This window comes from Algibacter luteus (assembly GCF_030344935.1).
GTDB lineage: Bacteria > Bacteroidota > Bacteroidia > Flavobacteriales > Flavobacteriaceae > Arenitalea > Arenitalea lutea.
This window is the reverse complement of the sequence record NZ_CP128313.1, coordinates 3,664,934-3,685,230: the sequence shown is the minus strand read 5'-3', so window position 1 is coordinate 3,685,230 and position 20,297 is coordinate 3,664,934. Positions and strand designations below refer to the sequence as shown.

The window sequence follows — 20,297 nt, the reverse complement described above, 5'->3', positions numbered from 1 at the left end:
TAATTAAAAACATATAAAAATGAAAAATATATTAAGACTTCTTTTCTTCTCTATTCTGATAACCTCTTGTACAGAAGATTTGAATATAAACGATAACCCTAACACACCAGTTAATGTAGATAAAAGCTTTGTGTTAACAGCTGCTCAAGGGTCTTTAGTAACAGGTCTAGGCGGACAATTAACCAATCTAGGGGGCTTTTTAGCGCAGTATCACACGCAACCACCAAGTGCATCACAATACCTTTCTATCGATACTTATAATATGAATATCGATTTTTCAGATCGATTATGGAATGAGCTTTGGGCTGGTTGCTTGAACGATTTAAATTTTGTTTTATCAAAGTCTGATGAAGAAGGAGATACGGGTTCCTTTTTAATTGCGAGCCTATTACGAGCATATACCTTTCAAATTTTAACCGATTTGTACGGCGATATTCCTTATTCTGAAGCACTTTTAGGTTCAGAAAACATTACCCCAAGTGTTGATTTTGGGGGTGATATTTATACAGGAATACTCGGTGAAATAGACTCGGCATTAACTAAATATAATAATAACCCTGTACCATCAACTGTAGGCGCGCAAGATGCGATTTATAATGCTGATATGGACGAATGGATCAAGTTTGCGAATACCCTGAAATTGAAGCTTTACATAAGAATGGCTTATACATCTCAAGCAAATGCTTCGGCAGTAACAGCGCTTTTAGCTCAAAATAATTTTATTACATCTGATGCGAAGTTTGCACTATATGAAAATGCTCAAAATAAGGCAAATCCATTCTACGATGTTCAAATTGATCGTTTAGGAGATGTGAATAATATTGCTAGCAACTCGCTTCTGCAATTCTTAGAAGCCAATGCAGACCCGCGTGAAGCTGCTATTTACAGAACAAACGCAAGTGCAATATTTAGAGGTATAGATCAAGGCGATCGTGATAATTATTCATCTGAAGTAGCATCTGCTTTTTCAAGACCAAATATTACGGCAACTACACCAGTGTATTTAATGACTGTTTCAGAAAGTAATTTTCTTCAAGCTGAAGCATTAATTAGATATGCAAACGGAACGGGAGCGAAGGCAAAGTATGATGCTGGTGTTTTAAACTCATTTTTAACTTTTGGATTAGATCCTGCCGGTGCTCAAACATTAACTGGAACTGGAGGTACTTATGAATATATGTCTTCAACCGATGTTGAAACGGCATTACGACAAGTTATTATACAAAAATGGGTGTCATTAGCTTATGTTAATACTATAGAAGGTTTTTTTGAAACTAACAGAACTCAATTTCCAGAAACAGTTACGCTTGGTAACGAAAATTATGCCATTGGAAATTTTGTAGTATCTGTAAGTTCTGTTCTAACAGGTAATCAAACACCAAATACACTTTTTTACCCAGATACAGAAACCTCTAAAAATCCAAATATTACCCAAAAGACTTCACTAACTGAAAAAGTTTGGTGGGATCAAAAATAATGGAACGCATTTTTAACTTAAAACATACGATAATGAAAATAATAAATAAAGTCGCAGGAATAGTTTCAGTACTTTGCTTGGTAATGGTGATGGCTTCATGCTCTGAAGCTAGTCCTATTACTTCAGAAGTTACGATATTCCCAAGTTTTGAAATTGACGAACCCTTTTCGCTCATACAAACAGGGTCTTCGTTTACAGATTCTGGAGTGAAAGCCCTAGCGGGAGCTGATGAGCTCCCTTTTACCACAACTGGAACGGTAAATACGAGTCAACCAGGAGTGTACAGATTGGATTATGCCGCAACAAATACCGATGGTTTTGATGGAACAGCCTCTCGATATGTTGCAGTTGTTGATGACCCTAGTTTTATAATTTCTACTGATATCAGCGGAAGTTATACTAGAGACTCCAACTCTGCTCATGTTATGACTTTAACAAAAATTGCAGATGGTGTTTATCAAGCTGATGATGTATTGCCAACCAATAATATTGCTGTGGTTTTATTCCAAATTTCGGCAACTGAAATTATAGGACCTAGACAACCTAGTCGTTTTGGAGACATCGTAATTGACCCAAGTGATGAAGCTGGAAGTAGCGGAACCATTTTGGCTTCAGGCGATATTACTTTAAGAACCTTTATTGGTTGTTGTGGTATATTCACACGTAGATTTCTAAAAAATTAATTCATAAAAATTATTAGATTATGAAAATATATATAAAAATATTGTTGTTAAGCTGTTTGTTAATAACAGCTTGCGAAACAGAAGAAGGCTATGAAGATTTTCCTGTGCCTACATCAAGTGTAAACGCCATGTCTGGTGATTATTATGTGCAAACTTTTTTTGGTGGTAGTCTGGTACTTGATTATCAGTTTATTACCATATCAAATTCAAACGCCGATAACGGCACCGAAATTCAAATTACCGATGATCATATTTGGCCATTTAAAGCTGTTGTACCAGTAAATTTAAATAATTTAACTTTCGCTGGAAGTGATTTAACTAGCGGAGATATTACGGTAACAATAAGTAATGGAGTCATTGTGAAAAATGGAACAACCAGCACATCAGGGGTTGTTGCAGATATGATATCTTTTGACGGTGAGTTTTCAGATGATCCCGGGAATGTATATCATTTCGAAGGCTATAAAAGAACTGGATTCTTAGAAGACGAGCATTAAATTTAATTGACTAGCTAAATTTTAAAAGCCCGAAGATGTTAATGCTTTGGGCTTTTTCTATGTTGTACTTTTCTTCTTTTTAAAACTTGCAAATAGCAAAATAATCATCCCAGTGGTTACCGATAAATCGGCTAGATTAAAAATTCCAGTTCTAAAAACACCACCTAAATCTATAAATAAAAAATCGGTTACTTTTCCAAAAGCTATTCTATCAAAAACATTAGCTATTCCGCCACCAATAATACTTGCAAATGCAAAAAGCGACCAGTTGTCTAGTGACTTGTCTTTGAAAATATGACGTAGCACTAATCCCAAAACAACTATTGGAAGTATGAGTAATAAAATAATTCTTAGCGTTTCGTTTAACTCACTACCCATACCTAAAAAAGCACCTGTGTTTTCTACATTCATTAATATGAAGTAATCACCGAGTATGGGGATACGTTCACCAGGATTAATGTTGGTTCTAAGTGTGATGTTATTTCTAACAATAACTTTTGAAATTTGATCGACAGCTATAGTTATGACGATAACCAGAATGATGTAGATGGAACGTTTAGATAACTTCATTTAGCTATTGCTTTCTAAAGTTGCTGAAACCGTTTCGGCATCTCTATTTATTTTTTTAACTAAGCCTTGTAAAACTTTACCAGGACCGACTTCAGTAAATAAAGTGGCGCCATCTGCAATCATTTGTTGAACAGATTGTGTCCAACGTACCGGTGCAGTTAATTGAGATATCAAGTTAGCTTTAATAGCGCTTTCGTCTATTACAGCGTTTGCCGTAACGTTTTGATAAATTGGGCAGTTTGGTTTGCTAAATGTTGTGTTTTCTATTGCTGCGGCTAATTCTTCACGTGCTGGTTCCATTAAAGGTGAGTGAAATGCACCGCCAACAGGTAAAACTAAAGCGCGACGTGCACCCTCTTCTTTTAATGCTTCGCAGGCTTTGTTAATGGCATCAACTTCTCCGGAAATTACTAATTGCCCTGGACAATTGTAATTTGCGGCTACTACAATACCTTCAGTCATAGCACAGATTTTTTCAACTACATCGTCATCTAACCCTAAAACAGCTGCCATAGTACTAGGTTGTAATTCGCAAGCTTTTTGCATCGCCATGGCGCGTTGTGATACTAATTTTAAGCCATCTTCAAAGTTTAAAGCGCCATTAGCTACTAATGCTGAAAATTCTCCCAGAGAGTGTCCTGCAACCATATCTGGTTTAAAGCTTGCGCCTAAAGTTTTTGCTAAAATTACCGAGTGTAAAAATATTGCTGGTTGTGTTACTTTAGTTTCTTTTAGGTCTTCAGCAGAACCCTCAAACATGGTGTCTGTAATGTTGAAACCTAAAATTTCATTAGCTTGTTCAAATAATTCTTGTGCTAGAGGTGAGTTTTCATAAAGGTCTAATCCCATTCCTGAAAATTGAGCACCTTGACCTGGAAATATATATGCGTTCATTTTGGTTAGTTTTTGTGAGGCTAAAATAACAATAAATCTTTAGACGTGTAACTCTGTTTATTGAAAGTTCTGTGTTCGCATTAGGGATTGCAGAGGAAAGCCCGCAGGGAGGCACGACTGAGGGCTTGCAACGGAAAGCCCAACCCTTGTGGTAACCTGCCTGCCTGCAGGCAGGCGCCTAAAAATATTAAAGATTGCTTGTGGCTGCTTCGGCAGAACGTTCGCCATCCATAGCCGCTGAAACGATACCGCCCGCGTATCCGCCACCTTCGCCACAGGGATATAAGTTTGTGATTTGTGGGTGGTGCAACTGCTCGTTTCGTGGTATGGAAACAGGTGATGAGGTTCTAGATTCTACACCAACAACGTTAGCTTCTGTGGTGTAATAGCCTTTCATTTTTCGTCCGAATGCTTCGAAGCCTTTGCGCAAGCGCCCGCCAATAAACTTGGGTAATAACGAATGTAGAGGTGCGGAATTTAATCCGGGTTGATAGGAACAGTCGTTTAAACTGGTTGACAATCTGCCTTCTACAAAATCGGTTAAGCGTTGTGCGGGTGCGGTTTGACTTCTTCCGCCTGCTGTAAAAGCTAATCGTTCTAGATTTTTTTGATATTCTAAGCCCTTTAAGGCCCCAAATTGCTCGTATTTGGGTAAATCGGTATCGACATTTATTTCTACTACTATACCAGAATTGGCGTATAAATTATTTCGTTTTGAAGGCGACATACCATTAACTACAACTTCGCCGTTGGCGGTGGCTGCCGGCACAATAAACCCGCCTGGGCACATGCAAAATGAATATACACCGCGCTCTTTTACCTGCTCGACCAAACCGTATGAAGCGGCTGGAAGTAAGTCGGGACGTTCGCCAGAACAATGATATTGAATTGAGTCTATAATATGTTGTGGATGCTCAACACGAACTCCCATGGCAAACGATTTGGCTTGTATTGCTATTTGCTTTTTATCTAGCAGGTAGAAAATGTCTCTTGCAGAATGACCTGTTGCCAGAATTACTTTATCGACTGCTATTTCACTGCCGTTTTGAAGTTGAATGGCTTTTATTTGGTGATCTTTTATGTTGAAATCTGTAACCCGAGTTTCAAAATGTATTTCTCCGCCATGTTCTAAAATGGTTTCGCGGATGTTTTGAACGACTTTAGGCAGTTTGTTGGTACCGATATGTGGATGCGCATCAACCAAAATTTGATCTGTTGCGCCATGATAGACAAGATTTTCGAAAATTCGACGAACGTCGCCACGTTTTAAACTTCTAGTATACAATTTGCCGTCACTATAAGTTCCGGCGCCACCTTCGCCAAAACAATAGTTGGAATCTTCATTTACAAAATGGTCTTGGTTTATGGCTCTTAAATCACGTCTGCGATCTTGTACGTTTTTACCGCGTTCTAAAACGATGGGTTTATAACCGAGTTCTATACAACGTAATGCAGCATACATACCTGCAGGACCAAAACCAATAATATGAATGGGCTTTGCTTTTGATACGTCTTGGTAATTAAAGTTGTATTCTGATGTTTCTGGTATAGCTTCGTTAATGTAAACAGCTACTTTGTAGTTGAAAAAAATTTTGGGTTTTCTGGCATCAATAGATTTTCTAAGGATTTTAACACCCGAAATATCATCCTGGTTTGTACCTAGTTTTATCGCCGATTTTTTAGCAAGAATATCGGGCTGTTTTTCTTCTTCAATTGTAATACGAAGTTGTATTTCTTTCACCATTTGGCAAAATTACTGAAAATTGTAACAGGAGTTTTGAAAAAGATTTTAGACTTTGTATTTCACCAATAAGCTATCAAGTTAAACTTAAAGAAGATGCATTAACTAATTTCAATTAATTGAAGTGCTATTTTAAATTACACTAGAATTGAACACCGTGTTCAGCTGGGAATTGAACAGGAATTTTACTTTTATCTTCTCCTAAATTTTGTCTTAAATCTATTTCTATTCCTCTTGAAATGGTCGAAATTGGAACATCATTAGAAGTGCCTTCAAATGGATTTTCTCCTGTTCTACCAATACGCTCCATGGTATGAAACATCCAAGCTACCGCAGTATAAATGGGAATAGTAAACCATATGAAAATATCTCCCCATAAGGGATAATTAACTGCAATTTCTTTTCCAATGTCCATAAATTGTGGAACTAATGCCATGGGCAGAAGCAACAAGAGTAGCCACATGAAATAATGATTTAGAGAAGCATATTGCCTTGGATATGGAAAATTCTTGATGCGCTCCGTTTGTCCTTGAAGGGTGAATAATTCTTTGATGAGTGCTTCAAGTTCAAGAAATGAAAACTCCCAGATTATCCCTTTGTCTTTTAATTTTCTGATATGATGTGATTGTAAATAGAGTATTGCCGTTTGGTGATTGTCTCTGTTCATCACTTCTTTTAGATCGTCATCAGACAGATATAATTTAAGTTCCTCTACTAATGTTGACTTAATTTCAGGTGGCTTGATACCCCATTCCGTATTCGTTCTATGTTTACTTGTTGTTTCCCATTGTTTTTTATTTCGCATGGCATATCTTAATGCAGTCATCCACGCGATATGTCGATAAGTTAAGATCTTAACTTCTTTCTTAATGGAATCGTTAGAAACACTCTCTTTAGCATGTTCGTCAGTAACCATATCTTGAACATAAATACCAAAAGTACGAGACGTATTGACTATGCCTCCCCATATTTTTCGTGCTTCCCAAATTCGACCATACACAGCATTATTTTGAAATCCTATAACAAATGCAACCGCTGTACCAATTAAGGCCATTGGAGTCCAGGGAATTCTAAACCAATCTAGTTCAAGGAAATAATAGATAGAAACCCATGCTCCAATAATTATGACGAAGGAGAGCGTTTCAAAACGAGTCCATTTCACCATGTCAATTATTCGATATACTTTGCCTATATACATAATTTAAGTATTGGAATTTATAAAATACCTGATATGCTACTTATAAAAATCGTTTCATCGATTTAAACAAGAGTCAAACGAATTTAGATATTTTTTATGACAAAGAAAAAAGAAGGCTATTTCCTCTCATAAGTTAAAAACGAAAACTCATAATCGTGGTCTGCGTCTTTTTTATTGAAAACATTGGCAGTTTCTTTCCAAACAGAAGTATCTATTTTAGGGAAATAGGTGTCGGCATCAAAATTATGATGAACCCGTGTCAATTCAATTTTATCGGCAATTGCCATGGCCTGTTTGTAAATTTGGCCTCCGCCAATAATAAATGGTTGCGCGTCGCTTTTTGATGCATCAATAGCATCTTCTAGACTATGCACTAAAATAACACCACTTGGTGCTTGGTAATCTTTCTGCCTTGTAATTACCACATGCGTTCTATTTGGTAAAGGCTTCGGGAAACTTTCAAAGGTTTTGCGCCCCATAATAATATGGTGCCCGTTTGTAAGAGCTTTAAAGCGTTTTAAGTCGTCGCTTAAATGCCAAATTAATTTATTTCCTAGTCCTATGGCATCATTTTCGGCAGCAGCTACAATTATAGTAAGTTCAGATTTTTTAGTTTTTGTGATTGAAGTTTCGGATTGAGTGGCAGATTCATTAAACACTTCACTTTGCGCTATTAGTTTTTCCTCTTTTACAAATTCAGCTTTAAGAGATTCTATGCGGTCTTGCTGTTTGGCAACCAGTTTTTCTAATTGGGCTTTTTCCCATGCTTTACCCATAAATTTCTGAGTAACAAACACGTTAAACAGGTGGTAAACAAAAAAGAATAACCATAGTAAAATGGCAAACACAAACCAATCAATGTTGAAGATTTGAAAATCTTTACCAATTCCTAATACCGTATTGGCAGCAATTAAAAAAATAGCACCAATTAAAAAGATAACAAAATGCACATATAAACGCTTTTTTTGTTTGATGCGTTTTTGAGCATTTTCAATAAGCTCCAATTGGTCTTTATCTATTTGTGGTATGGGTTTCTTTTTTCCAAACATAATCGTAAAATAACAACTGTAAAGTTAAAGTTTTTTAATGATAATTAATAAGATAAATCATACTTAAAAAAATCAAGTTTACTAAAACGTTTTAGTAATAAAAACCGTTGATAATCAGCGTAAAACGTAAAATTTTGATTGATAATAATTTAAATTTAATCCTAAATTTTTGTAGACTTTAGTTATTTGAATAACTCAAATTGTCAAATTGATAATTCTTTAGAACTAAAAGCTTTAAATGGCAATCTATAATAAATAGTTTATAAATTTGCAGTGTAATTAAACGTAAAAGAACAAATTTCAAAAATATACTATTATGGCTATTAAAAAACAATTTTTAAAAAGTAAACCAGTTTGTAAAGTAACATTTACTGTTCCTGCCGAGGATGCAAAAAAAGTATCAGTGGTTGGGTCTTTCAACGATTGGAATGCTAAAAAAGCACCTCTTAAAAAACTAAAAAATGGTACATTTAAAGGTACTTTAGATTTAGAAGCTGGAAACACTTACGAGTTTAAATACCTAGTTGATGGTGTTTACGTAAATGACGATGCTGCCGATGCTTATGCATGGAATGACTTTGCTGGTGCAGAAAACGGTGTTATAAAACTATAATTTCCACAATTTAAAAAATATAAAAGCACCTCTTTAGGGGTGCTTTTTTGGTTTTATAATTTTTTTAGGCGCCTGCCTGCCGGCAGGCAGGTTACCACAAGGGTCGGTCTATACCATATATCTTTTACTTTTAATTAAATCCGCTTAGGCTAGAAAATTCTTATTTTGGTATAGTCTAATCTACGGTTTTTAATCATTTACTTTTAAAAGTAAAAGGATGCCGCTGCTATCCCTAACGCACCATCAGCTGCATTAAATCTTTAATCTAAAGTTTAGGAAATTTATACAGCAACAACGCCTTTAATGTGCGGGTGCGGATTATAATCAACCAAAGTAAAATCTTCAAAATCAAAATCAAAAATATCTTTAATTTCAGGATTAAGAATCATTTTTGGTAACGGACGAATATCTCTAGATAATTGTAACTCCAATTGTTCGTAGTGGTTGCTATAAATGTGAGCATCGCCAAAAGTATGTATAAATTCTCCAGCTTCATAACCACAAACTTGCGCCATCATCATAGTAAATAATGCATAAGAAGCAATATTAAAAGGTACACCTAAAAATATATCAGCACTACGCTGGTACAATTGGCATGATAATTTACCATCGGCCACATAAAACTGAAAAAATGCATGACATGGCGGAAGTGCCGCTTTACCATTCGCTACATTTTCGCTAAAGCTTTTTGAAGTATCTGGTAACACAGAAGGGTTCCATGCAGAAACCATCATACGACGACTATCTGGGTTGTTTTTTAAGGCATCTACAACCTCTTTTATTTGATCTATTTCGTCATCATTCCAGTTGCGCCATTGGTGACCATAGACAGGTCCTAAATCACCATTTTCATCAGCCCATTCATTCCAAATACGCACGCCATTTTCAGTAAGGTATTTTGTATTGGTATCCCCTTTTAAAAACCAAAGTAGCTCATAAACAATAGATTTTAAGTGTAATTTTTTTGTGGTAACCATAGGAAAGCCTTCACTTAAATCAAATCGCATTTGGTAACCAAAAACGCTTTTTGTTCCTGTTCCTGTGCGATCTCCTTTTTCATTGCCGTTTTCTAAAACGTGTTTTACTAGGTCGTGATATTGTTTCATAACATTCCCCATGAAAATGGGGATTTTTTTTAATTAAACCATGATTTTTAAAGCAGAGTAAAAATAAAAAATAGCTTTAAATGATAGCACCTAAGATTTCAGATATTATAATAAAGTTATTAACGATTTTGTTTTGTGTTTTGGTTGCTCCTTTGAAGAAACAAAAGGGCAGTTTTTATCCAATTATCATTCCAGCAATGGTAGCCGAAATTAACGATGCAATAGTACCACCAATTAAGGCCTTCATGCCAAATTTTGAAAGCGTTTTACGTTGCCCAGGAGCCAACGACCCAATACCGCCAATTTGTATGCCTATAGACGCGAAGTTTGCAAAACCACACAGCATATAGGTTGCCATGATTATGGATTTTTCATAACTGAGATGAATAGCATTTGAGGCTTCTTTTAATTCTCTTAATTGTATATAGCCGATAAACTCGCTGGCGGCCAATTTGATTCCTAAAAGTTGTCCCATTAAAGCCATATCTTCTTTAGCGACACCAATAAGCCACATTAATGGCGCGAAGGCGTAACCTAAAATAAGTTCTAGCGAAAGGTTGTTGTAAGACGTATTATTAGCAATCCAACTGTTTGCAGTTGTGACATCACCTATCCAACCTAAAATACCATTAAACATGGCTATAAATGCTACAAATACTAAAAGCATGGCGCCAACATTTACCGCTAATTTTAAGCCTTCGGTAGTTCCGTTTGCAATAGCATCTAAGAAATTTGAGCCTATTTTTTCTTGCGATACAGAAACATCGGTATTCACATCTTCGGTTTGTGGATAAAGTATTTTTGAAATAACAATAGCACCTGGAGCAGCCATTACAGAGGCCGCTAATAAATGTTTCGCATAAAACAATCGTAGTGCAGGATCATCACCACCCAAAAACCCAATGTAAGCAGCAAGTACAGCACCTGCCACTGTTGCCATACCACCAATCATGACTAAAAGCATTTCTGACTTATTCATTTTTTCCAAATAAGCCTTAATTAAAAGAGGTGCTTCGGTTTGTCCTAAAAAGATGTTTCCGGCAACACTTAAACTTTCAGCACCAGATATTTTTAATGCTTTTGAAAGTAACCATGCCATGGCTTTTACAACTTTTTGAATAATACCTAAATAGAAAAGTACCGAGGTTAAGGCAGAAAAGAATATTATGGTTGGTAGTACCTGGAAAGCAAAAATAAACCCGAAAGTATCCATATCTACCACTAAGCCCTCAAATAAAAACTTACTTCCGGCTCTCGTAAATTCTAATACTTGGACGAATAAACCACCAATAAATTCGAATATGTTTTTTATGAATTCAATCTTTAAAACGCCTATAGCAATAAGTAACTGAAACGCTAAACCAATAGCTACAATTTTCCAATTAATGGCTTTTCTGTTACTGCTAAAAAGAAAGGCGACAAAAATTAAAGTTATCATACCCAAAACACCTCGCCATAAACTATTAATAGAAAATCCTTGGCTAGGGATAATTGTGTTTTCGCTATCTTCAGGATTAAGTACCGTGGTTTTTGCTTCTGGAGTTGCTTCTAAATTATTGAGATTGGATTCAGATTCATCGGAATTAACTTCCAAAGTATTTGTTATCGTATCTACTGCAACCGTGTTCTCTAAATCTTGTGCTGTTAGCGTTGTAAAACAAAAGAATAGTGCGGAAATGAGCAGTAAGAGTTTTTTCATAAAGGGTAGTTCAGATTATTCTCTTTTTGAGATTTCATCGCGAATATGTGCTGCTCTTTCATAATCTTCATTGTTCACAGCCTCTTCTAGTAAAGTTTGCAATTCTTCCAGGGTTTTTCCTTTGAAATTCTCTTTTGGTTCAGAAGGTTCTAATTCATTAGCAACCAACTCGTCCATTAAAATACTGTCTTGAGCTTCATCTTCTTCATCCTCTTTTTTCGGATTCACTTTTAAGTAAATACCAGCCTTATCAAGAATATTTTTATATGTAAATATAGGAGCTTGAAAACGTAGTGCTAATGCAATTGCATCACTAGTTCGGGCATCAATAATTTCTTCAATTTTATCGCGTTCGCAAATTAAACTAGAATAAAAAACACCATCAACTAACTTATGAATTATCACTTGTTTTACAACAATATCAAATCTATCTGCAAAATTTTTGAATAAATCGTGTGTTAATGGTCTTGGTGGGCTAATTTCTTTCTCTAAAGCAATCGCAATTGATTGTGCTTCAAAAGCGCCAATAACTATTGGAAGTTTACGTTCGCCATCAACTTCATTTAAAATTAAAGCATATGCGCCATTTTGTGTTTGGCTATACGATATGCCTTTTATATTTAATCTTACTAAACTCATAATTTATAAAAACGCAAAGAACTGCTTAAATTAGAACTTTACCAACTGCACATGGCATAATTAAGTTAAAATGCTAATTTAAGCAGTTCTATAGTACTACACAATTTATAAAAAATAAATTATTGTTGTGCTTTAAATGCTTTTAATTTTTCGATAAGTTCTGGAACCACTTGAAAAGCATCACCAACAACCCCATAATCTGCAGCTTTGAAGAAAGGTGCTTCAGGATCTGTATTGATTACTACTTTTACTTTTGAGGCATTAATTCCTGCTAAATGCTGAATAGCACCAGAAATACCAATAGCTATATATAAGTTTGAAGCTACAGGTTTACCTGTTTGCCCAACGTGTTCACTATGAGGTCTCCAGCCTAAATCTGAAACCGGTTTTGAACATGCTGTTGCAGCGCCTAAAACTTCTGCAAGTTCTTCAATCATACCCCAGTTTTCAGGTCCTTTTAATCCTCTTCCTCCAGAAACTACTATTTCTGCATCTGCAATGGTTACTTTGTCTGTAGCTTTATCAACAGATTCAACGGTAACTCCTAATTCTGGAATAGTTGGTGAAAACGCTTCCGCGGAAGCACTACCAGTATTTTCAACCAATCCGAACGCATTGTTAGAAACTCCAACAATTTTAACATCGGTATTGATTTGTGTCGTTTCAAAGGCTTTATTAGTAAATGCGGTACGTTTTACAGTAAAAGGACTTGTGCTTGAAGGAGCTTCAACAACATTTGAAACGTAGCCTGCATTTAATCCTACGGCTAATAACGGTGCTAAATATTTACTATTTGCACTAGAACTTACAATAACAACTTGTGCACTTTCTTGTTCTGCAGCTTGTTTTATTGCGGCCGCATAAGCATTGGCATTAAAATTATCAAGTTGCGCGTTTGAGATGTTTAAAACTTTATCTACACCATAATTACCTAATGCTGAGGTGTCGTTTGCATTAATAGCTACAGCCGTAACCGTTGTACCTAATTGATTAGCAACTGCTTTTGCATAAGATGCGACTTCGAGGGCTCCTTTTTTAAAGTTGCCTTGTTCTGATTCTGTATATACTAAAACTGACATATTTTATTTTGTTTTGTCATCCTAAACTTGATTCAGGATATCATTAATAACTGCTCATTTCAAATAATTTATCCCGATGTAATTTCCGGAACGATTTAGCTTGCTAAATCACCTTAGCTTCGTTATGAAGCAGATTTACTAATTCGTCTAAATTATCTGGAGATACCAAAGTAACCGCGCCTTTAGGAGCTGGTTTTTCAAAAGCTACTGAACTTGTTTCAGAGCTAACTGCAACAGGTTCTATAACAGTAAGCGGTTTTTTTCTTGCCATCATAATTCCTCGCATATTCGGGATACGTAAATCACTTTCTTCAACTAAGCCTTTTTGTCCGCCAATAACTAAAGGAAGGGATGTTGAAACCGATTCCTTACCGCCATCAATTTCTCTGACCGCTTTGGCCGATGTGCCATCAACCTCTAAACCAATACAGTTGTTTACAAAATTAGCACCTATTAATCCCGCAATCATTCCAGGAACCATGCCGCCATTGTAATCAATGGATTCTCGTCCTGCAATAACTAAATCGTAACCACCATCTTTAACAACGTTTGCTAGTTGTTTAGCGACCGAAAAACCATCAGTAGCAGGCATATTTACTCGTATAGCTTCATCTGCGCCAATAGCTAATGCTTTGCGTAAAGTTGGTTCGGTATCTGCACCTCCAACATTGGCTACCGTTACTTGAGCACCTTGTTTTTCTTTAAACCACATGGCACGTGTTAATCCAAATTCATCGTTTGGGTTAATCACAAATTGCACACCAGTTGGGTCAAATTTAGTATTGTTATCACTAAAATTAATCTTTGAAGTAGTGTCTGGCACGTGACTTATACACACTAATATTTTCATAATTTTTATGTATTTAAATGTCTTAATTTTTTTGAGTTCACGAAGTTAATTATTTTATTCTGAATATTTACTATGCACGCATAATAAATTTTAAAAAAATCTTTCATGACTGTATCTCATTAATTGTTATTTTTGCAGTTCTAAAAACAATTTTTAATGAAGACAATTCAATTTAGAGAAGCCATTTGCGAAGCCATGAGTGAAGAAATGCGCAGAGATGAAAGTGTATATTTAATGGGCGAAGAAGTGGCAGAATACAATGGTGCTTACAAGGCATCAAAAGGCATGTTAGATGAGTTTGGAGCTAAACGTGTTATTGATACACCAATTGCTGAGCTTGGATTTGCAGGTATAGCCATTGGCTCGACAATGACAGGTAACAGACCCATTGTTGAATACATGACCTTTAACTTCTCTCTAGTTGGAATTGATCAAATTATAAGTAATGCTGCCAAAATTAGACAAATGTCTGGTGGGCAGTTTAAATGTCCTATTGTTTTTCGTGGACCTACAGCTTCTGCGGGTCAGTTAGGAGCAACACACTCGCAAGCTTTTGAGAGTTGGTTTGCAAATACACCAGGTTTAAAAGTTGTTGTGCCATCAAACCCTTACGATGCTAAAGGCTTATTAAAAGCAGCTATTCGTGATGACGATCCAGTTATTTTTATGGAAAGTGAGCAAATGTATGGCGATAAAGGTGAAGTGCCAGAAGGAGAGTACATTATTCCTCTTGGTGTTGCCGATATTAAACGTGAAGGAACAGACGTAACTATCGTTTCTTTTGGTAAAATTATTAAAGAAGCATACAAAGCTGCCGACGAGTTAGAAAAAGAAGGTATTTCTTGTGAAATTATAGATTTGCGTACCGTTCGTCCTATGGACAGAAAAGCGATTGTAGAATCTATGAAAAAAACAAATAGGTTAGTGGTTTTAGAAGAAGCATGGCCTTTTGGAAATGTAGCTACTGAAATTACATATTTAATTCAATCTGAAGCTTTTGATTATTTAGATGCGCCTGTAGTTAGAATTAATACTGCCGATACCCCAGCACCATATTCTCCTGTTTTACTTGAGGAGTGGTTACCAAATCATGAAGATGTAATTAAAGCTGTAAAAAAAGTACTTTATAAATAAAAACATTTTATTTACGTTATATAAACTTCATTAGCACGATTGTTGATGAAGTTTTTTTGTATTATGAATATAAGACTACTTATTGCCCTTTTCTTTCTAGGAATTTTTTCTGCATTTTCACAAACCAAGGTAAGTGGTTATGTGTTTGATGAGTTTGATGCTCCAGTATCTTTTGCTAACGTTATATTTTCTGGATCTACTCAGGGCACGATAACAGACGAAAATGGTAAATTCTATCTAGAATCTGACGAAACTTGGGATACCTTAACCGTTTCCTTTATTGGTTATGAAACTTTAAATATTCCGCTTGATAAAAAGGTAAATTACAATTTAAAATTTGTCTTAAAAGAAGAAGCGGCAGCTTTAGATGCTGTAGTTATTCTATCTGGAAAGCAACCAAAAAAGAATAATCCTGCCATTGATTTACTTCGTAAAATTTGGGAGAATAAGCGAAGCAATGGTTTAAAACAGTTTAATCAATACGAGTACGATAAATACGAAAAAGTAGAATTCGATTTAAACACAATTGATAGTTCGCTTATAAAGAGTAAACTATTTAAAGGTATGGAGTTTGTTTTCAACGAAGTGGATACCTCAAAAGTTACTGGAAAAACTTATTTACCGATATTCATTAATGAAGCCGTATCAAAAGTATATGGCGATAATGTTATCAATAAGAAAAAAGAGGATTTACTTGGGAATAAAAACTCAGGATTTAGCGATAATCAAATGATTATTGATTTTGTTGATGATTTGTATTCAGACTTTAATGTATACGATAATTACCTGAAATTTTTTGATAAAAGCTTTGTAAGTCCACTATCTAAAACAGGAATTAGCACTTATAATTATGTGTTGTCAGACAGTGCTTATATTGATAACAAATGGTGTTATAATGTAATCTATTATCCTAGAAGACGCAACGAATTAACCTTTAAAGGCGATTTTTGGGTTGCAGATACCACCTATGCCATCAAAGAAATTAACCTTCAAGCTTCAAAAAGTGCTAATATAAACTGGGTTAAAGAAATATATATCGAGCAAGAGTTTGAAGTATTGAACGACTCTGTTTTTCTAGTGACACGTGATTATATGTTATCTGATTTCGCTTTCAACAAAAAGGAAAAATCACGTGGTGTTTATGGTAAGCGTACCACCTTATACAACAACTATAAATTTGATATAGAAAAGGATAAAAAATTCTATGAAACAGAAGTTTATAATTATGATAGAGATGTATATAATCGTGATGATGAATTTTGGGATTCAAATCGATTAGAGCAATTAAATAAAGATGAAAAAGGAGTCTATAAAATGCTAGACACTTTAAAAACGGTTAAAAAATTTAAGCGTCTTTATAATTTAGGAAGCATACTAGCATCTGGTTATATTGAATTTAATACCTTGCCTTTAGATTATGGACCCGTGTTTTCAACCTTTGGTTTTAATGAGGTTGAAGGATTGCGTTTGCGAACAGGTGGAAGGACCTATTTTGGACCTAATGATTTATGGCGAATTGAAGGGTTTTTAGCCTATGGTTTTGATGATGACAAATTTAAATACGGCATTTCAGGAAAATGGCTACTCGATAAAAAAAGTCGATTAACCATTTCTGGAGGAAACCGAAGAGATGTAGAACAAATTGGAGCGAGTTTAACAACAAGTACCGATGTTTTAGGTAGAAGTTTAGCCTCTTCATCGGTTATTGGCACGGGCGCAAACGATAAGTTAACCAATATCAATTTAACAAGTTTAGCTGTTGAGGCTGAGCCATGGCGAAATGTTATTTTTAGATTAGGTGGAAATTATAGAACTCTAGAATCGGCTTCACCAACATTTAGTTTAGATTATAATACACCAACAGGTATAGCTTCTGAAATTAAACAGTTTGAATCGAGTCTTTCTGTATCGTATTTCCCGGGCAGAAAAATGACTGGTTTTGGTGTTGAACGAAAAATTGCGAACGATGATTTTGCAAGATTATTTGCGCAGGTAAGTCGTGGCGATAAAACCATTTTTAATAGTGATTTTGATTATACAAAAGTGCAGTTTTCATACACGCAACCTTGGCAAATGGGAGGTTTCGGAAGATTGTATACCACTTTTGAAGCTGGTAAAACTTTTGGAGAAGTACCTTTAGGGTTGTTAAGTGTTATTCCCGGAAATCAAACATACTTTTCAATTTACAATACTTTTTCTCAACTTGATTTTTACGAGTTTGTTTCTGATACGTATGCGTCATTTCATTTTGAACATAATTTTAATGGACGATTATTTTCTAGAATACCGTTTTTACGAAAATTAAATCTTCGTGAAATTGTAAGTGTTAGAGGTGTTATGGGCAGAATTATAGACGAGAACGTTCAGTTAAGTAATGTACCAAGCAACCCGAATAATTTGCAACTAAAAGCTCCTAATAAAGAACCTTATTACGAATACAGTTTAGGAGTTGGTAATATTTTTAAAGTGTTTAGAATAGACTTTAATTTTAGAGGCAATTATAAGGATCAAGACTTATACCCAGAAGCCAGAAAATTTGGGGTTACAGGGAGTTTTGGGTTTTATTTTTAAGAAGCTCTTGAATTTTTGATTGTTTAGCTCATACTTTTTTTTGATTGAAAAAAACATAAATTGGCTTTAATATAAAATGCCGTTATTAAATTCTAAATATTCAAATCTAATTACATGGTTCTATAGACATTGTAATTCCTAGACCATGTCATTGATTCCCCGGGCTTAACAAATATTTTATGGAATAACTCGGGACAAATCACATGTCGCCACCCCCAAAGATTCACTTTGTTAGTTTGGAAACTTGCGGTCTCATTAATCCCAATTTTGCTTTCTAAATTTATTAAATCCCAAGTGGCTTTAACAATTTTCCCACCAGAGAGGTTACTAAAAAAGAATTGTTCTTTAATATTATTATTGAATTTTATATTACGTGGGCCAATATCAACTTTAAGTTCGGGGTTTACGGTTTCACCAAAGTGCTTGGGTTGTATTTCAAAAGGAAATTTTAATAAATAATGAGGTCCAATTATATCACTGTTGATTGAAGTAAAGTTGTGATTATACTCGTCTGTTCGAATATCCTTGTCGCCTGTGTTTTGTAAATAATAATTAATAGTAAAACTGTTTTCATGAAGTTCAATTACTTTTCTTAATACATACGAATATCCATTTACAGTCTCAGATTTACAGCTGATAATAATTTTATTTAATTCCTTATTTATACTAAATTTAGCTGGTTTAATCTCGTATTTCTTATGGTACAAATATTGTGAATCATCTTTTTTTAATAGACCCACGCCAATTTTATGAAACCAATCGCCGATTTCCGTTTCTCCAAATCCTAATGCAGTGTCAATACCAAATTCGTTATAGAACCCTTTTCCCAAAAAAGCTTCGTTTTCATAAGTGGTTGTTTCAATGGCCGATAATTGAATGTTTTGAAATATTACATTCACAATTTTTCCAGTCCAATCGAATCTTGAAAATTTGTAGCCCTCAAAAGGGTTATCAATATGAATTTCTAAGTTTTTATTTTTTAGTATATGAGTCATGTTCAAGATTGAAATTTATGAAAAAAACAAAAGGATAGGCTAATTAGGAACATAAATGTCTTCTAAATTAGAGGATAAAGTGCTTTTTAATTAAACTTTAGGCTATTTTATAATTTGCTTCTGTTTGGTTTTAATTTTTATTCTGAAAAATTTAGAATAAAAAAAGACCACCCATTAGGTAGTCTTTCGATATTCAATAAAAGTTTAAATATTTATAAACCAAAAGCCTTTTTTACTTTATCTACATAATCTAATTTTTCCCAAGTAAATAACTCTACATCAAGGGTTACGTTTTCGCCGTTAGGCTGAGAAAAAGTTTTGGTTACAGTTTCATTTGTTCGTCCCATGTGTCCGTAAGCCGCAGTTTCACTATACATTGGCGAACGTAATTTTAAACGTTCTTCAATAGCAAATGGGCGCATATCAAAAATTTCAGATACCTTTTCTGCAATTTCTCCATCCGTTAAATTAAAAGGACACGTGCCGTACGTATCAACAAAAATCCCCATGGGCTCTACAACGCCAATGGCGTAACTTACTTGTACCAAAATTTCGTCGGCAACTCCAGCAGCAACTAAGTTTTTAGCAATATGTCTTGTAGCGTAAGCAGCACTTCTATCAACCTTACTTGGGTCTTTTCCAGAAAATGCACCACCGCCATGAGCACCTTTTCCACCATAAGTGTCTACTATAATTTTTCTTCCTGTTAATCCTGTATCTCCATGCGGACCGCCAATTACAAATTTCCCTGTTGGATTAATATGATACTTAATGTCATCATTAAACAATTGTTGAGCAGATTCTGGAAGTTTAGCAACAACTCGTGGAATTAAAATTTCAACAATATCTTTTCTAATTTTAGCAAGCATGGTATCATCATCTGCAAAATCGTCGTGCTGTGTAGAAACTACAATAGCATCAATTCGTTGTGGTAAATTATCATCGCTATATTCAATGGTAACCTGACTTTTAGAATCTGGTCTCAAATAAGTGATGTCTTTATTTTCACGACGCAATTCTGCTAATTCTTTTAAGATTCTATGCGACAAATCTAAAGCCAAAGGCATAAAATTTTCGGTTTCATTTGTGGCATAACCAAACATCATACCTTGGTCTCCAGCACCTTGTTCTTCTTTATTGCCACGATCTACACCTTGATTTATTTCTTCAGATTGTTCATGGATTGCAGATAAAACTCCACAAGAATTACCATCAAACATGTATTCACCTTTGGTATAACCAATTTTATTTATAGTATCTCTTGCTATTTTTTGCACATCTAAATAGGTGGTAGATTTTACTTCACCAGCAAGCATAACTTGTCCCGTTGTAACTAACGTTTCACAAGCCACTTTTGATTCTCTATCAAAGGCTAAAAAATTATCAATTAAGGCATCACTAATTTGATCTGCTACCTTATCTGGGTGTCCTTCAGAAACACTTTCTGAGGTAAATAAATAAGCCATATTTTTTATTTTACGGTAAGATTTGACGAGAACGTC

The 20,297-nt window shown here is 35.0% G+C and carries 18 protein-coding genes; 6 read left to right on the top strand and 12 right to left on the bottom strand.

Features of this window, described 5'->3' with window-relative positions:
- The first annotated feature begins 19 nt into the window (after positions 1 to 19).
- The 3 genes from O5O44_RS15995 to O5O44_RS15985 are packed head-to-tail and all read left to right on the top strand — an operon-like array spanning position 20 to position 2,657.
- A complete protein-coding gene (locus O5O44_RS15995; protein WP_289195195.1) occupies positions 20 to 1,477 on the top strand; it encodes a SusD/RagB family nutrient-binding outer membrane lipoprotein in 1,458 nt (485 codons plus the stop codon).
- 32 nt (positions 1,478 to 1,509) lie between these two features.
- Positions 1,510 to 2,160 carry an immunoglobulin-like domain-containing protein gene (locus tag O5O44_RS15990; protein ID WP_289195194.1) on the top strand — a complete coding sequence of 217 codons (651 nt, stop codon included), beginning with the start codon at positions 1,510 to 1,512 and terminating at the stop codon, positions 2,158 to 2,160.
- A gap of 20 nt (positions 2,161 to 2,180) precedes the next feature.
- Complete coding sequence (locus O5O44_RS15985) at positions 2,181 to 2,657, top strand: lipid-binding protein (protein ID WP_289195193.1); 477 nt, start codon at positions 2,181 to 2,183, stop codon at positions 2,655 to 2,657.
- Positions 2,658 to 2,714: 57 nt separating this feature from the next.
- On the opposite strand, the gene lspA is transcribed toward O5O44_RS15985, so the two are convergent.
- The 5 genes from lspA to O5O44_RS15960 all read right to left on the bottom strand — a co-directional run bounded on the left by lspA (position 2,715) and on the right by O5O44_RS15960 (position 8,109).
- On the bottom strand, positions 2,715 to 3,227 hold the full coding sequence (lspA, locus tag O5O44_RS15980) for a signal peptidase II (RefSeq protein ID WP_289195192.1): 513 nt from the start codon (positions 3,225 to 3,227) through the stop codon (positions 2,715 to 2,717).
- Positions 3,228 to 4,121 (bottom strand): ACP S-malonyltransferase, encoded by an 894-nt coding sequence (fabD, locus tag O5O44_RS15975; RefSeq protein ID WP_289195191.1) that lies wholly within the window; start codon positions 4,119 to 4,121, stop codon positions 3,228 to 3,230. It lies immediately after the preceding gene.
- A gap of 187 nt (positions 4,122 to 4,308) precedes the next feature.
- Complete coding sequence (locus O5O44_RS15970) at positions 4,309 to 5,865, bottom strand: NAD(P)/FAD-dependent oxidoreductase (protein WP_289195190.1); 1,557 nt, start codon at positions 5,863 to 5,865, stop codon at positions 4,309 to 4,311.
- A gap of 139 nt (positions 5,866 to 6,004) precedes the next feature.
- Positions 6,005 to 7,060: a bestrophin family protein gene (locus tag O5O44_RS15965; RefSeq protein WP_289195189.1), complete on the bottom strand. Its 1,056-nt coding sequence runs from the start codon at positions 7,058 to 7,060 to the stop codon at positions 6,005 to 6,007.
- A gap of 116 nt (positions 7,061 to 7,176) precedes the next feature.
- Positions 7,177 to 8,109, bottom strand: a complete 933-nt coding sequence (locus O5O44_RS15960) for a dihydrofolate reductase (RefSeq protein ID WP_289195188.1) — start codon at positions 8,107 to 8,109, stop codon at positions 7,177 to 7,179.
- Between the two features lie 316 nt (positions 8,110 to 8,425).
- Here O5O44_RS15960 and O5O44_RS15955 point away from each other — a divergent pair, with 316 nt between their 5' ends.
- Positions 8,426 to 8,722 (top strand): isoamylase early set domain-containing protein, encoded by a 297-nt coding sequence (locus tag O5O44_RS15955; RefSeq protein WP_019387696.1) that lies wholly within the window; start codon positions 8,426 to 8,428, stop codon positions 8,720 to 8,722.
- Positions 8,723 to 9,003: 281 nt separating this feature from the next.
- Here the strand turns inward: O5O44_RS15955 and O5O44_RS15950 are convergent, their stop codons facing one another.
- The 5 genes from O5O44_RS15950 to O5O44_RS15930 all read right to left on the bottom strand — a co-directional run bounded on the left by O5O44_RS15950 (position 9,004) and on the right by O5O44_RS15930 (position 14,095).
- Complete coding sequence (locus O5O44_RS15950) at positions 9,004 to 9,828, bottom strand: thymidylate synthase (protein WP_289195187.1); 825 nt, start codon at positions 9,826 to 9,828, stop codon at positions 9,004 to 9,006.
- A 175-nt stretch (positions 9,829 to 10,003) separates the two neighbouring features.
- Positions 10,004 to 11,527 carry a NupC/NupG family nucleoside CNT transporter gene (locus tag O5O44_RS15945; protein ID WP_289195186.1) on the bottom strand — a complete coding sequence of 508 codons (1,524 nt, stop codon included), beginning with the start codon at positions 11,525 to 11,527 and terminating at the stop codon, positions 10,004 to 10,006.
- Positions 11,528 to 11,542: 15 nt separating this feature from the next.
- Complete coding sequence (locus tag O5O44_RS15940) at positions 11,543 to 12,166, bottom strand: bifunctional nuclease family protein (protein ID WP_019387699.1); 624 nt, start codon at positions 12,164 to 12,166, stop codon at positions 11,543 to 11,545.
- A 119-nt stretch (positions 12,167 to 12,285) separates the two neighbouring features.
- Positions 12,286 to 13,245, bottom strand: coding sequence for an electron transfer flavoprotein subunit alpha/FixB family protein (locus O5O44_RS15935; RefSeq protein WP_289195185.1), 960 nt, complete (start codon positions 13,243 to 13,245; stop codon positions 12,286 to 12,288).
- Between the two features lie 103 nt (positions 13,246 to 13,348).
- Entirely contained in the window at positions 13,349 to 14,095 is a 747-nt protein-coding gene (locus O5O44_RS15930) for an electron transfer flavoprotein subunit beta/FixA family protein (protein ID WP_289195184.1), read from the bottom strand.
- Positions 14,096 to 14,251: 156 nt separating this feature from the next.
- Here O5O44_RS15930 and O5O44_RS15925 point away from each other — a divergent pair, with 156 nt between their 5' ends.
- Entirely contained in the window at positions 14,252 to 15,229 is a 978-nt protein-coding gene (locus O5O44_RS15925; RefSeq protein WP_289195183.1) for a pyruvate dehydrogenase complex E1 component subunit beta, read from the top strand.
- A 63-nt stretch (positions 15,230 to 15,292) separates the two neighbouring features.
- Entirely contained in the window at positions 15,293 to 17,800 is a 2,508-nt protein-coding gene (locus tag O5O44_RS15920; RefSeq protein ID WP_289195182.1) for a DUF5686 and carboxypeptidase-like regulatory domain-containing protein, read from the top strand.
- A 110-nt stretch (positions 17,801 to 17,910) separates the two neighbouring features.
- On the opposite strand, the gene O5O44_RS15915 is transcribed toward O5O44_RS15920, so the two are convergent.
- Both O5O44_RS15915 and metK read right to left on the bottom strand, forming a co-directional pair.
- Complete coding sequence (locus O5O44_RS15915; RefSeq protein ID WP_289195181.1) at positions 17,911 to 18,795, bottom strand: hypothetical protein; 885 nt, start codon at positions 18,793 to 18,795, stop codon at positions 17,911 to 17,913.
- Positions 18,796 to 19,007: 212 nt separating this feature from the next.
- Positions 19,008 to 20,261: a methionine adenosyltransferase gene (gene metK, locus O5O44_RS15910; RefSeq protein WP_289195180.1), complete on the bottom strand. Its 1,254-nt coding sequence runs from the start codon at positions 20,259 to 20,261 to the stop codon at positions 19,008 to 19,010.
- Positions 20,262 to 20,297 lie beyond the last annotated feature (36 nt).

Coding starts and splice junctions, on each gene's coding strand:
- O5O44_RS15940 (WP_019387699.1), bottom strand. CDS start 12,166: ATGAGTTTAGTAAGATTAAATATAAAAGGCATATCGTATAGCCAAACA.
- metK (WP_289195180.1), bottom strand. CDS start 20,261: ATGGCTTATTTATTTACCTCAGAAAGTGTTTCTGAAGGACACCCAGAT.
- lspA (WP_289195192.1), bottom strand. CDS start 3,227: ATGAAGTTATCTAAACGTTCCATCTACATCATTCTGGTTATCGTCATA.
- O5O44_RS15985 (WP_289195193.1), top strand. CDS start 2,181: ATGAAAATATATATAAAAATATTGTTGTTAAGCTGTTTGTTAATAACA.
- O5O44_RS15990 (WP_289195194.1), top strand. CDS start 1,510: ATGAAAATAATAAATAAAGTCGCAGGAATAGTTTCAGTACTTTGCTTG.
- O5O44_RS15970 (WP_289195190.1), bottom strand. CDS start 5,865: ATGGTGAAAGAAATACAACTTCGTATTACAATTGAAGAAGAAAAACAG.
- O5O44_RS15920 (WP_289195182.1), top strand. CDS start 15,293: ATGAATATAAGACTACTTATTGCCCTTTTCTTTCTAGGAATTTTTTCT.
- O5O44_RS15925 (WP_289195183.1), top strand. CDS start 14,252: ATGAAGACAATTCAATTTAGAGAAGCCATTTGCGAAGCCATGAGTGAA.
- O5O44_RS15915 (WP_289195181.1), bottom strand. CDS start 18,795: ATGACTCATATACTAAAAAATAAAAACTTAGAAATTCATATTGATAAC.
- O5O44_RS15965 (WP_289195189.1), bottom strand. CDS start 7,060: ATGTATATAGGCAAAGTATATCGAATAATTGACATGGTGAAATGGACT.
- O5O44_RS15930 (WP_289195184.1), bottom strand. CDS start 14,095: ATGAAAATATTAGTGTGTATAAGTCACGTGCCAGACACTACTTCAAAG.
- O5O44_RS15995 (WP_289195195.1), top strand. CDS start 20: ATGAAAAATATATTAAGACTTCTTTTCTTCTCTATTCTGATAACCTCT.
- O5O44_RS15935 (WP_289195185.1), bottom strand. CDS start 13,245: ATGTCAGTTTTAGTATATACAGAATCAGAACAAGGCAACTTTAAAAAA.
- O5O44_RS15945 (WP_289195186.1), bottom strand. CDS start 11,527: ATGAAAAAACTCTTACTGCTCATTTCCGCACTATTCTTTTGTTTTACA.
- fabD (WP_289195191.1), bottom strand. CDS start 4,121: ATGAACGCATATATATTTCCAGGTCAAGGTGCTCAATTTTCAGGAATG.
- O5O44_RS15950 (WP_289195187.1), bottom strand. CDS start 9,828: ATGAAACAATATCACGACCTAGTAAAACACGTTTTAGAAAACGGCAAT.
- O5O44_RS15960 (WP_289195188.1), bottom strand. CDS start 8,109: ATGTTTGGAAAAAAGAAACCCATACCACAAATAGATAAAGACCAATTG.
- O5O44_RS15955 (WP_019387696.1), top strand. CDS start 8,426: ATGGCTATTAAAAAACAATTTTTAAAAAGTAAACCAGTTTGTAAAGTA.